10 protein-coding genes are annotated in these 12,015 nt (G+C 64.7%); all 10 read right to left on the minus strand.

The features are described 5' to 3' along the window. Positions 1-2: 2 nt before the first annotated feature. Positions 3-1,358, minus strand: coding sequence for a HipA domain-containing protein (locus G3O01_RS40560; protein WP_205813107.1), 1,356 nt, complete (start codon positions 1,356-1,358; stop codon positions 3-5). Next, the gene (locus G3O01_RS40565) at positions 1,358-1,696 is read right to left on the minus strand and encodes a helix-turn-helix transcriptional regulator (protein ID WP_241024680.1); all 339 of its coding nucleotides are present in this window, start codon (positions 1,694-1,696) and stop codon (positions 1,358-1,360) included. Before G3O01_RS40565 ends, G3O01_RS40560 begins: the two co-directional genes overlap by 1 nt. Before the next feature lie 266 nt (positions 1,697-1,962). Then, positions 1,963-3,123: a glycosyltransferase family 4 protein gene (locus tag G3O01_RS40570; RefSeq protein WP_205813108.1), complete on the minus strand. Its 1,161-nt coding sequence runs from the start codon at positions 3,121-3,123 to the stop codon at positions 1,963-1,965. Positions 3,124-3,166: 43 nt separating this feature from the next. Next, positions 3,167-4,387 carry a glycosyltransferase family 4 protein gene (locus G3O01_RS40575; protein WP_205813109.1) on the minus strand — a complete coding sequence of 407 codons (1,221 nt, stop codon included), beginning with the start codon at positions 4,385-4,387 and terminating at the stop codon, positions 3,167-3,169. Beyond that, entirely contained in the window at positions 4,384-5,856 is a 1,473-nt protein-coding gene (locus G3O01_RS40580) for a glucose-6-phosphate isomerase (RefSeq protein ID WP_205813110.1), read from the minus strand. The genes G3O01_RS40575 and G3O01_RS40580 overlap by 4 nt, the downstream gene beginning before the upstream one ends. 3 nt (positions 5,857-5,859) lie before the next feature. Further along, the gene (locus G3O01_RS40585; RefSeq protein ID WP_205813111.1) at positions 5,860-7,005 is read right to left on the minus strand and encodes a glycosyltransferase family 4 protein; all 1,146 of its coding nucleotides are present in this window, start codon (positions 7,003-7,005) and stop codon (positions 5,860-5,862) included. Continuing rightward, positions 7,002-7,958, minus strand: coding sequence for a glycosyltransferase family 2 protein (locus tag G3O01_RS40590; protein ID WP_205813112.1), 957 nt, complete (start codon positions 7,956-7,958; stop codon positions 7,002-7,004). The genes G3O01_RS40585 and G3O01_RS40590 overlap by 4 nt, the downstream gene beginning before the upstream one ends. 66 nt (positions 7,959-8,024) lie before the next feature. Further along, entirely contained in the window at positions 8,025-10,217 is a 2,193-nt protein-coding gene (locus G3O01_RS40595) for a polysaccharide biosynthesis tyrosine autokinase (protein ID WP_205813140.1), read from the minus strand. 168 nt (positions 10,218-10,385) lie between these two features. After that, positions 10,386-11,567, minus strand: a complete 1,182-nt coding sequence (locus G3O01_RS40600; RefSeq protein WP_205813113.1) for a polysaccharide biosynthesis/export family protein — start codon at positions 11,565-11,567, stop codon at positions 10,386-10,388. Beyond that, on the minus strand, positions 11,561-12,013 hold the full coding sequence (locus G3O01_RS40605) for a low molecular weight protein-tyrosine-phosphatase (protein WP_205813114.1): 453 nt from the start codon (positions 12,011-12,013) through the stop codon (positions 11,561-11,563). Before G3O01_RS40605 ends, G3O01_RS40600 begins: the two co-directional genes overlap by 7 nt. Between the last annotated feature and the right edge of the window lie 2 nt (positions 12,014-12,015).

Here is a 12,015-nt window from a genome sequence, read left to right on the forward strand (position 1 = left end):
TTTTACAGCAGCTTGCGATCGACCTGCGGGACCATCGGCGCGAAATGCAGCAGACGTTCGGCCTGCACGCCGATGAACTGCGCGATCGTCTGCACCAGCGCGCGTTCGTCGCCGACATAGACGTCCGATTGCGCCAGCTCAGGCGCCAGCGCCTGCGCGGCTTGCGCCATGCGCGTCATTTCCCGTCCGAGGTAGCGCGGCAACGTGCCCGTGCGCTGCGCGAAATCCGCCAATGCGAACGGTGTGATTTCTTCGAGCCGGAATGCATCGCCATAGGCCATCGCCATGTCCTGCTCGACCCGCTCGCCGTATGCGTTGACCGACACGAGGTCGTATAGCGGCGCGGGCTCGAGGCCGCCGCCATGCACGAAGAACGACAGGTTCTTGCCGTGCGCATCGCTGTTGCCGATCAGCAGTTGGAACAGCGCCCAGCGGATCATGAACGTGCGCGCGGCGGCTGGATTGTCCAGATGCCGCTGTAGCGAGAACAGCCGCTCGAAGCTCACGCCTTCGCGAATCGTGCGCACGTCGGGCGTATTGCCGAAATTGCGTTCGTATTTGAACGTGACGGGCAGATCGAGCGCCTGACAACCGTCGATCACGTGCCGGCGGCGCACAGCCTGCACCGAAACACCATCCGCGGGATCGAGTTCGACGATCCGGTCGAACCGCCCGATCAGCAGGATCGGTTCCGGAATGCGCCGGATCGACACGGGCGCGGCCGGCAAACCCATGCGGGACGCCAGCGTCATGCAGAAATGCTCGTTGGCGACCATGCATGGCGTGACGGGGCTGCGCGATTCCGGCTTCAGGATGTGGGTCGAACTGAGCGGCCCGTCCGCCAGCGCGAGACGCTCGCCTTCCACCAGCACCTGCAGCTTGTCCTGATACCCCGCCACCGACAGCCGCACCTTGCCGTCCCAGACAGGAAACGGAATCGCGTCGCGCTCGCGGATGCGCTGACTCAGTTCATCGGGCGAAATCTCACGGCGCGCGGGCGGCCGCTCGCCGGGCTGAACGGGCTTGCCTTCGTCGTCGGCGGCAAGAAAGCTCAGCGCGCCGACGGGCTCCTTGCCGAGCATCCGGATCAGCCCATAGGTGTTGTCTTTCGACACCTGATAGACGACGGACGCGACGTCGAGCGCCCGCCCTTCCGGCAGCAGATTCGCGATGAAGCGGTGCACGGCACCCGCCAGCGGTGTTTCACCCGACAGCGGGATATGCGGAGACAGCGGAAACGCGTTGCGGCGTGCCCGCCAGTTCGGGTCGTACTCGAAGCGGTAAAGACTCTGATGGCTCTCGAAGTCGAGCCGCCCTACGGCGCCCTCGTGAGCCGCGACGTGAAGAGCGTGCGGCATCAGGACGGCTCCGGCGTATGGCGGGACGCCGTGGCGGCCGCGTCGTCATGCTGCGTATCGGGCGGTGCAACGGCGTCGAGCACCGCGCTGGTTTGCTGGTTCGTGAAAACCAGCATGTTCAGGCCGAGGCCGTCCAACACCTTGAACACCTTGTCGAGACTCACCGAACGGCCGTTTTCGAGGCGCGACAGCACGTCTTTCGAAACACCGAGCATATCGGCGGCGTCGTCGATGCGCAGCGCGCTCTGCGCCCGCCGGTTGCGCACGAGCCGGCCCAGCGCCGCCATGTCGCGGGCTAGCGGGTCGACGTCAGTGGGACGAGGTAGCGTGCGGGCCATAGTTCCGGGATTTCAGGAATAAAGCGGCTTGCGTTGCGGCAAGGCCGATAATTACGAGAATATCGGAATTATAGAGAAAATGTCGACTCTGCGTCAATAATTCCTATATTTCAGGAATTATGACTTGACGGTTGATGGAAACCAGATAGTTCCTTGAATAGCGGAACTATCGACAGCACGTCGCGAATGCTTACCTGCGCGTGCCGGGAAAAAGAAAAGGGACGGCGCGCAGCCGTCCCTTGCCTTAGCCTGCTGCGTAGTCAGCGCTACGCCGCCGCCTGAATCGCCTCGTTGTACACAGCCGCCACCCGCTTCGCAATCACCGGGTTATCGAAATTCGCCCGTGCATACGCGCGGCACGCATCCGAATCCGGCAGCCTGATCGACCCGTCGAGCGCCTTGCCGAGTCCATCGGCGATCGCGTCCGCGCCCGTCGACGGCAGCACGAGATCCTGCGACAACCCTGCCACCGCTTCCGGCAAGCCGCCCACGGGCGTGACCAGCACCGGCGTGCCCGACGCAAGCGACTCGACCGTGATCAGCCCAAACCCTTCGAGCGCCACGGTCGGCACGACGCTGATATCGGCCGCGCGATACAGCGCCGCCAGATGCTCGTCGGGCACGAAGCCGAGCAGCTTCACGTTGTCGCCAAGACCTGCATCGTCGATACGCTGCTGCAGTTCCTGCTGCAGGCGGCCCTTCCCTGCGATCAGCAGCAGCACATCGGGATTGCGGCGCTTGACGACCTTGATCGCATCGATCAGGTCTTCGAGCCCCATGCGGCGCACGAGACGCCGCACAGCCAGCACGATCGGCCGGCCGAGCGGCAGTTGCAGGCGCAGGCGCGCTTCGTTTTGCGTCATCGGCAGATTGAACTGGTCGACGTTTACGCAACCCGGCACGACGCGCACGCGGTCGGCGGGAATGCCGTAGCGCGACGTGAGAATGCGGCCGAATGCATCGGACAGCACGATCAGCCGCGACGAACGCGCATACACCGTCTGTTCCAGGTAGCGCTTGGCGCGCTGGCCGAGCGAGTCCGCGCCTTCGACATGGCTTTCGTCGGCCCACGGTCCCTGAAAATGCGACACCTGAGGAATACCGCGCATCGCGTCGAGACCGGGGAACGTGTACAGCGCGAAGTGCGACGAGATCACATCGGGACGCTGTGTGCGGATCTCGCGGCGCAGCGCGCGGCGTGCCGCCATCAGGCGCCGCGGCAGCGACTGCGCAGCGGGACCGAAGCCCTGGATCGCGCCGTTGGTGTCCTGTGCGACGCGCTCCGAGCCCGCGACCACGCCGCGCACTTCAACGCCCGCGCCCGGCAGCGCGCCGATCAGCGAGTAATACATGCGGTCGAGACCGCCTGCGCGCTCGGGAAACCAGTGCATACCGATCTGCAGCGATTTGATGGAACGAGTGGTCATGGTGTGTCCTTCCTTGTCGTTGTCCGTGTGCACGCAATACGCGTTACGCGCGATCCGGCACGTTCGCCGTCAATGCATCGGCTTCGTTGTCGTTGAGGTTTCTGACGTCCTGAATCCGGCGGCGGTCTTCGCGCTGCCCCGCAATCTGCCGGTACAGCGCGATGTACTGCTGCGCCATGCGCGCCCAGCCGAAGCCCGTCGCGAGCTCGTTGGCGGCGCGGCCCATCGCGAGACGCGCCTCATCGTTCGAGGCGAGACGCCCTACGGCCTGCGCGAGCGCCTGCGGATCGTCGGGGTCGTCGAGCACGATGCCGCACTCGGGCGTGATGATTTCCGCGCCACCCGCCGTATGCGCGGTGACCACCGGCAGACCGGCCGCCATCGCTTCGAGCAGCGACAGGCTCATCGCTTCGTAGCGCGACGGAAACACGTACGCATCGACGGAATGCATCAGCACGGGCATCTCTTTGACGAGACCGAGAAAATGCACGCGATCCGCGATGCCGAGCGCCTTCGCTTCTTCCGGGTACGGACTGCCGGGAAGGTAACCCGCCACCGCGATATGCACGTGCTCCGGCAGATGCGTCAACGCTTTCAACACGGTGCCGAGATTCTTGCGCGGCGTGCGCAGATCGCCGACGAACAGCAGCAGAAACTTGTCTTCGGGCAACCTGAAGCGCGTACGGTCGCCCGTCGCGGCAGCGAAGCCCTGCGTATCGACGCCGTTGTAGATCACATCGAGCCGGTTGCGCGGCGTGAGGCCGATCGCGGCGATCTCGGCCGCGACCTTCTGCGACACGGCCGTGATCACGCGCGAACGCCGGTAAGCCCAGCCTTCGAGCACCGCGTTCACCCGCGTATAGACGAACTGATACGCGGACCACAGCCCCTTGCCGAGGCCGAACGGGTAGTACTTGCTCTTGAACCAGCCGGTATGCACGAAGTGCGCGGTGTTCACGTCCGCGCCCGTCCACGTGATGAAGCCGTTCACATGCAGCACGTCGTATTCCGCGCGATGCGTGCGCAGCCACCATGCGCTCTTCAACGCGAAGATCTGCTGGCGCAGCAGATTGGTCGGCCAGAAGCGGCCGATCTTCACGGGCACCCACTTCACCAGCGGGTGTTGCAGCAGTTCGGGCGCGACGTGCGAGGCGATCAGCGTGACCTCGATGTTCTCGTCGAGCGCCGCGCGCGCGATCTCGTGATTGACGCGGCCCTGCCCGTCGTTATGACGCACTACGTGCGTGACGATGGCGACTCTCAATCGGTGCCTCCATGAAAAAATGTACGGCGGCGCGTATTCAGCTTTTGCCAGTGCGCCGCGGAGATAATCGAAAACACGCCCATGAAGAGCAGCAGGCCGCCCGTGCCGACGAGCGAATTGGTGAAGACCAGCATGGCGAAAATCGACAGTGCGAGCGACAGCGAAGCCGACGCGAACTTGTCGTCGCGCAGCTTGAACGACGCGCGCAACGCTCGCATCAGCAGCCAGATCACACCCGACATGTAGAGCAGCGTGCCTGGCCAGCCGAGCACGAACGGAATGTTCATCACGCCGCTGTCGAAGTTGCCGTACTGGCCGAGCTGGCCGCCGTCGTTCGAGAGCTTGGTCGAGGTGCCCGTTGCGCCGAGGCCTTCGCCCGTCACATCGGTGAAAGCGGTTTTCGCGAAGGTTGCGTAGAACTCGTTGCGCGCGGCGTAGCTCTGGTCGTCGTGCAGATTGACGATGGTGTCCAGACGCGCCTGCATCCGCTCCGCCACCGGACCGACCGCGAGCAGCGGCACGCACAGGCCCGTGAGCACCACCGCGCTCGCGATAATGCGAATGCGCACCTTGTTGTTCGACTTGACGAGCTGGATCAGCATCGCGATCACCCAGCCGCCCCACGTCGAGCGCACCAGCGAAAGACAGAACGACAGGAAGCCGAGCGCGCCCGCTACCCAGCGCACGCGATGGTTAGCGGCCATCACGTAGACCATCGCGCCCATCATCGCGAGCGCGAACGGGCCGGACGAATTCATCGTGCTGAACACGCGCACGCCGAACGGCACCGGGTCGCCCTGCGAGTTCATCTGCGAGCCGAGCATCCACAGCGCGTCCCACTGCGGCATGATGAAGAACTGCACGAGGCCGTAGCCCCCCATCAGCAACATGCCCCAGATGAACGTGTTGATGATCGTTTCGCGAAACTCCGGATACTGGCGCGAGTGCGCCATGATGTGAAAGCCGATCAGGATCGGATAGACCCAGTTCGCAAGGTCGTACAGGGCCGCCAGCGGGCCGCTGGAGACGACGCCGATCATGAACGCATAGCCGAGCCCCGCCAGCACCAGCAGCACGGGCAGACCGCGTCTCTGCGCGAGCACCGGGTAAAAGCGGATCAGCGACAGTCCGCTGATCATCGTCACGGCAAGCGGCGCGACCTGAATGAGGCTGGTCGGCGTGAACGCGCCTTTGGACCAGTCGGCCAGACGCCGCACTTCCGGGCTCAGGAACCACAGCCACCACATGTAGCCGACGTACTTCGCGGGCGCCTTGAAGTACAGCCAGAAACCGACGGCGATCGACAGCACCGGGAACGCGAGCGTGAGCACCGTGCCCTGGTGCGCGACGATCAGCATGACCGTGACGAGCCACAGCAACGCCGGCGGCACCCATTCGCTCTTCTGGCGCTTGTCGCCCTTGACGATGCGCGCCGCGCTGTCGATCCCCGCTCGTGCAATCGACGACATCGCTTACAGCCCTCCCCGGCTTTGCGTCGACACGCGCGCGTTCGCGTTATCACGCTGTGCCGCCGGCGCGTGCTGCATGCGCCGGCGCAGCAGGTCGCGCGTGATTTTCACGTGCTGCTGCGCGTAGTGCTCAGTCGTGTGATCGCGCGAGACGAGTTCCATCGAAGCTGCCTGCGCCTGCTGCAGCGCTTCATCGGGCGATGCGAGCAGACGGATGAACGCGTCGCGCAATGCGTCGGCATCGAACGGCGGCACGTAGGACGCAGCGCTTTTGGAGAAATAGTCCTCCAGCCCGCCTACGTTCGTCACCACCATCGGTTTGCCCACAGCCGCCGCTTCCAGCATCACGGTGATACCGGATGCATGCGTGTTCGGCCGCAACGGCACGACGACCACATCGGCCCAGTCGTACAGTTCGCGTTGCTTCTTCAGCCCGGCGGCGGGCGCGATCTGCACGTTCAGCGAACGCAGCGAACGCGGAATGCGACGGCGCGTCGCGAGCCGCACCGCAAAACGCGGGTCGTTGCCGACCGCCTTGATGAGCGTCTCCCAGTCGCGGTCGCGATCGTTGCCGATCGCGGCAATCCGCAGCGGCGTGTTCGGCTGGAACGTCTTCGGATGTGCAACGGGAAAGTCGCGCGTGTTCAGTCCGTAGAAAAGCTGCGTTGCATCGCGATCGAAGTAGTCGCGGCACAGTTCGGCGTTATCGCGCGCGAGCGTCGTCAGCAGATCGGCGCGTTGAATCAGCTTGCGATAGAACCAGCGGCGCAGGAAGCCATACTGGGGCCACTTGTCGATCAGCCATACGCTTTGGGCAATCAGTAACGGCTGGGCGTCACGCTTGCCGTTCATCAGCAGCATCAGCGCGGTGGACAGCCATTCCTGTTCGGTATGCGTCCAGATCACATCGGAGCGCAGCATCTCGTCGCGGTTGCGCAGCGTATGGATCAGGTCGAAGCCGAGCAGCGTCTTCAGCGCGCGGCGCACGAGGCGCACCGGCTTGCTCTCCTTCGCGTCCTGCGAATAGCTCAGCTTGAACTCGTCGGATTCGGCGTGGTGATAGCCGTACAGGCAACCGATGTTCTCGCCCTGGCGATAAAAACGCGGATCGGCGCCGTAAAACAGGTGCACGTGGACCTTCGTCGTCATGCGTGCACCCCCGTGCCCGTGCCGCGTTGCTGGGTGAACGCGCGACGCGCTTCACGCGCGCCCGTGCGCACCGCATGCCAGCGGGCGAGCTTGGTGCGCGCGCCTTTCGATGTCAGCGCGAGCATCGCATGCACGGCACCCGGATAGACGCGCGTGCCGACCAGCGCGTACCACCACCACGCCACTTCGCGTTGCCCGGCCGGCAACTGCTCGCGCAGGATCAGATGCAGGTTGTACGCGGCGTTGCGCACGGCGGTCAGCGACTGCGCATCGCGGCGGTCTTCGTCGAAACGCTCGGCGGGGAAATGATCGACTGCGACACGCGGATCGTAGACGAGCTTCCAGCCCGCGTTCTTCACGCTCATGCTGAACGCCATGTCGTTGTGCACCTGCGCGCCCGCGCCGCGCAGGCGGCCGTCGAAGCGGATCGCACGGATCGCATCGCGCCGGTAGCTCATGTTCGCGCCCTTGAGCAGATCGACTTCGCGCGCTTCGCCCACGCCCAGATGATGATTGCCGATGATCTTGCCCGACTTCAGCATCTTGCCGACCAGAAAGCGCGAGCCGTCGAGCACGCCGCCCTTCTGATGCACCCAGTCGCGTCCGCCCAATGCGCCCAGCCGTTCGTCGCCTTCGAAGGCCGCGCCGATGCGGCGCACCCAGTCGGCGTGCGGCGCGGCGTCGTCGTCGGTGATCGCGATCACGTCGCCCGTCGCGGCATCCAGTCCGCGATTGAGCGCGGCCACCTGGCCCGGCACGTCGACGGCGGCGATGTTCAGCGGCAACGCACCGACGACCAGCGGATCGGCGAGACACGTGTGCGTGGCTTCGTCATCGGGACGCGCGACCACGACCACCTCGTCGGGCACGCGCTCCTGCTTCTGCAAGGCCGCGAGACAGCGCGCGAGGTCTTGCGGGCGGCGAAAAGTCGGCACCAGTACCGTTATCTTCATCCTGTACTCTCCGTGGATTGATTGACGGCGCAGGTGTCGTGCAGGCGATGCACGACACCATGCGCATCAGGTGCTCAGGTATTCCTGCACGGCCGCGTAGCTGCGGTCGTAGTTGCCGCGCGCACGCGGCGGCATGGCGTTGAAGATCGCGCCCTGCACGTGCACGCCCGCCGAATGCAGGCGCTTCAGTGCGTCGGCGATCTCGCCTTCGCTGTGCATGCCCGAGCGCACGACGAAGAACGTCGAGCCGGCATAGCCGCCGATGATCGATGCATCCGTCACGGCGAGCACCGGCGGCGTGTCGATCAGGATCACGTCGTAGCGCTTGGCAAGACCTTCGAGGTATTGCGGCAGACGCGGCGACATCAGCAGTTCCGACGGATTGGGCGGGCGGCGGCCGCACGAGATGAACGACAGGTTGTCGATCTCGGTTGCGCGCACCGCTTCTTCCAGCGAGATCTGGCCGCTCAGCAGTTCCGACAGGCCGTTGTCCTGCGAGCCGCCCAGATGCTTTTCGAGCGCGCCACGGCGCATGTCGCCGTCGATCATCAGCACGCGCTTGCCCGAATGCGCGAGCAGCACGGCGAGGTTGATCGTCAGGAAACTCTTGCCGACGCCGGGCATCGGGCCCGTGAACATCACGATGTGATTGCGCGCGTCCTGCAGCGTGAACTGCATCGACGTGCGCAGGCTGCGCAGGCTTTCGATACACACGTCCTTCGGCTTCACGTTCGCGAGCACCGCGCGCTGGCGCGTGCCGCCGCGCACGGCCGCATTCTCGATCAGCCCCTGTTCCGCCGACAGCGGCACGAGGCCGTACACGGGCAGATGGAACGTGCGCTCGACGGTTTCCGGATCGTCGATGCCCTTGAACATATTGCGGCGCAGGAACACGAAGCCCGTGCCGATGATCAGCCCGAGAATCGTCGCCGCCGACAGGATCAGCGCCTTCTTCGGCTTGATGGGCGAACCGGGACGCAGCGCGGCGTCGACGATATGCACGTTGCCGCCCGTGCCGGCCTTCTGCACGGAGAGTTCCTGAACGCGGTTGAGCAGCAGCACGTAGATGTCTTCCGCCACCTTCGCGTCACGCTGCAACTGCACGGCCTTCACTTCGGTGGCGGGCAGATCGCGGAAACGGTCCGAGTACTTCGCGCGCTGCGCCTGCAGTTCGGCCATCTGCTGCTGCGCGGCCTTGATCATCGGGTGATCGTCGCCGTAGCGCTGTTCGAGCTGCGAAATCTGCAGACGCAAAGCCGAAATCTGCTGTTCGTACTGGATGCTGCCTTCCAGATAGACCTTCGCCTCGTCGCTCGCGTTGATCGAGCCGCTCTTGCTCTGATACGCAGTCAGTGCCGCTTCCGAGCGTTCGAGATCCGACTTCAGGCGCGGCTCTTCGCTCTTCAGGAAGTCGAGCATGCGGCTCGCGTCGGCCTGCTTGGTGCGAATGTGTTCGACCAGATACGACTGCGCGAGCGCATTGGCGACCGCCGCCGCATGTTCGGGGCTCTGGTCTTCGAGCGAGATCGAGATCACGCCCGTCTGCTTGCCCTGCTCCTGCACGTTGATGGCCGACTGGAACGCGGCAATCGCGTCGAGGTCGTTGGCGCGCATCACCGTGAACTGCGTGCCGGGACGCGCGACCAGCCTGTTGACCAGCATCGTCACGCCGCCGCCTTGCGCAGCCTGTCCCGCCTGGCCGCGCAACAGCAGCTGGCCGTCGGGTGTCATCAGCGTGTAGCGCTCGTTGTCCATCGCCGTAAGGATCAGCTTCTGGCCTTCGAGCGCGGGCGTCACGTCGATCGAATCGACTTGGGCCACTTCGCCGCCCCACGCGTACGAACCGAGGCCGAGCCACGGTTTGGCGGGCTGGCCCGGCGTCGCGAGACGGGCGGCCAGGCTGCCGAGCACGGGAATCGTCTTCGGCGTCACCGAGAAGTTCAGCTTCATCTGCTGAACCACGGGCGCGACGACACCGCGGCTCTTGATCATTTCGATCTCGGCGTCGGTGGGAATCGTCGATTGTCCCGTCGAGATGGTCGCGCCCGTTTGCGTCTGCGTGAGCGCCTGCGACGTGTTGTCGGACGTTTCCACGCGCACGTGCGCATCGGCCGAATACACAGGCTTCGCGACATAGCAGTAGAAGCCGGCGATCGCGACGATGGTCGCGGCAATGCCGATCAGCCACCAGATGTCGTCGATGATCACCTGCAGCAGTTGGCCGAGGACCACGTCCTCTTCTTCGGTTCTGGCCTGCATGGCCAGATGGGGATTCGGTTGAGTGCTCACTTGGATACTCGCTTGAGTGCTCAGGGTTGACCCGGGTCGGGTCGCCAGCGGCATCCGGCGCGTTGCATCCGTTCATATTCCGGATGCGAAGCGCCGGCATGCCGGCGGCGTTTCAGGCAAAGCTTCTGCGACAGGACATCAACGCGTCAGCTGCTTCAGGTAGAACAGGGTCTGCACCGTCGGCAGCACCTGCTGCAGCACACGGTTGAACGTCGTCGATGCCGCCGTGCCCACGTACACCACGTCCATCGGCTGCAGTTCGAACTGCGAGGACAGCATGATGGCGTTGGGTTGCGTCATGTCGAGTCGATAGACTTCGGGCGTGGTCGGCTTTTCCTTCATGCCGCGCATCACGTAGATCTGGCGCGGGTTCGCGTCGGTGTCGAGGATGCCGCCCGCCTGCGTGAGCGCATCGGCGATGGTCAGCTCGCCCTTGTTCATCGGCACCGGAATCGGCGTCTTCACTTCGCCCATCACGAAGATGCGCGTGTCGCTGCGATCGGGCACGTTGACGATGTCGCCCGGTTCGAGCATCACGTTCTGCGAGGTATCGCCCTTGTCGAGCATGCGGTTCGCGTCGAGCACATAGAGCTTGCCCTTGCGCGTGAGACGCACGCGCTGCAGGTCGGCGTTGTCGCTCGAACCGCCCGAGCGCGTGATCGCGTCGACCAGCGTGAGCGGCACATCCGACAGCGCCAGCGGTCCCGGCGTCTTCACGTCGCCTGTCACCTGCACCTTCTGGCTGCGGTACGACAGCACGCGCACATCGACCTGCGGATCGCGGATATACGGAATCAGCTTCTTGCCGAGTTCGTCGCGGATCTGCGCCGTCGTTCTCCCCGATGCACGAATGCGGCCGACGAACGGGAAATAGATCGTGCCGTCGGGCGCGACGGTCTGGCCGTACGGATCGGCCTGGCCCGGCAACGCCTGCGTATACGGCTGCTGCAAGGCGCCGCCGATCGACTGCGTGGTGTTGCCACCCGAGGACAGCGTGCTGCCGTTCGGCGTCGTCAGTTCCGGGTGATCCCACACGGTGATGCCGAGAATGTCCTGCGGCGCGACGTGATAGACGTATTGCGTCGGATCGGCGAACGGACCCGGCGGCGGCAGCACCTGCTTCGCGATCGCGTCGGCCGTTTGGGCCTGCTGTTTCTGGATCACAGAGGCATCGATGAGCGTGACCGGATACGTTTCAGCCGGCTTGTTCTGCTGCTGTTCCTTCAGGCTCGACGTGTCGAGGTAATTCCCCGGCGCGGTCGCGCATGCCGACAGAAAAGTCGTCAGCAGAATAGATAACGTGATGTTTCGTTTCAGCATATTTTGTTCAGCCATCCCATGACGAGGTGTTCGATATGCGCGAGGCTGTCGCGATACGTGCCTTCGTCGCGTCCATGCGGATCGACGACGTCGGCGCTTCCCCATGTGTCCCACTTGCCGAGCGGATACACCTTGCCGCGCGACGTGGGTTCGAGGGCTTCCACGTCCTTTACTTGCCGCTTTTCGGTGACGAGGATCAGGTCGGCATCGCGCACGCTCTGACGTTCGAGCCGCCGTGCGCGATGCGCGCCGCTGTCCACGCCGCGCTCCTGGAGCAGACGCCGCATCACCGGGTCCATATCGTGTCCGTCGATCGCGTGCAGGCCCGCCGAGCCAAACGCGATGGGCTGCGCGCGCTGCGTCTGCTGACGCGAGCGGAACAGCCGCTCGGCGGCGGGCGAGCGGCACACGTTGGCGTGGCAGACGATCAGGACGTTCGCGAACATGG

Origin of the sequence: Burkholderia sp. Ac-20365, from assembly GCF_017104715.1 — a bacterium.
Classification (GTDB): Bacteria; Pseudomonadota; Gammaproteobacteria; order Burkholderiales; family Burkholderiaceae; genus Paraburkholderia.

What these genes read in the sequence shown, in the direction of transcription:
- G3O01_RS40560 (WP_205813107.1), bottom strand. Translation starts at nt 1,358, where the DNA reads ATGCCGCACGCTCTTCACGTCGCGGCTCACGAGGGCGCCGTAGGGCGG.
- G3O01_RS40585 (WP_205813111.1), bottom strand. Translation starts at nt 7,005, where the DNA reads ATGACGACGAAGGTCCACGTGCACCTGTTTTACGGCGCCGATCCGCGT.
- G3O01_RS40605 (WP_205813114.1), bottom strand. Translation starts at nt 12,013, where the DNA reads ATGTTCGCGAACGTCCTGATCGTCTGCCACGCCAACGTGTGCCGCTCG.
- G3O01_RS40565 (WP_241024680.1), bottom strand. Translation starts at nt 1,696, where the DNA reads ATGGCCCGCACGCTACCTCGTCCCACTGACGTCGACCCGCTAGCCCGC.
- G3O01_RS40580 (WP_205813110.1), bottom strand. Translation starts at nt 5,856, where the DNA reads ATGTCGTCGATTGCACGAGCGGGGATCGACAGCGCGGCGCGCATCGTC.
- G3O01_RS40595 (WP_205813140.1), bottom strand. Translation starts at nt 10,217, where the DNA reads ATGCAGGCCAGAACCGAAGAAGAGGACGTGGTCCTCGGCCAACTGCTG.
- G3O01_RS40590 (WP_205813112.1), bottom strand. Translation starts at nt 7,958, where the DNA reads ATGAAGATAACGGTACTGGTGCCGACTTTTCGCCGCCCGCAAGACCTC.
- G3O01_RS40600 (WP_205813113.1), bottom strand. Translation starts at nt 11,567, where the DNA reads ATGCTGAAACGAAACATCACGTTATCTATTCTGCTGACGACTTTTCTG.
- G3O01_RS40570 (WP_205813108.1), bottom strand. Translation starts at nt 3,123, where the DNA reads ATGACCACTCGTTCCATCAAATCGCTGCAGATCGGTATGCACTGGTTT.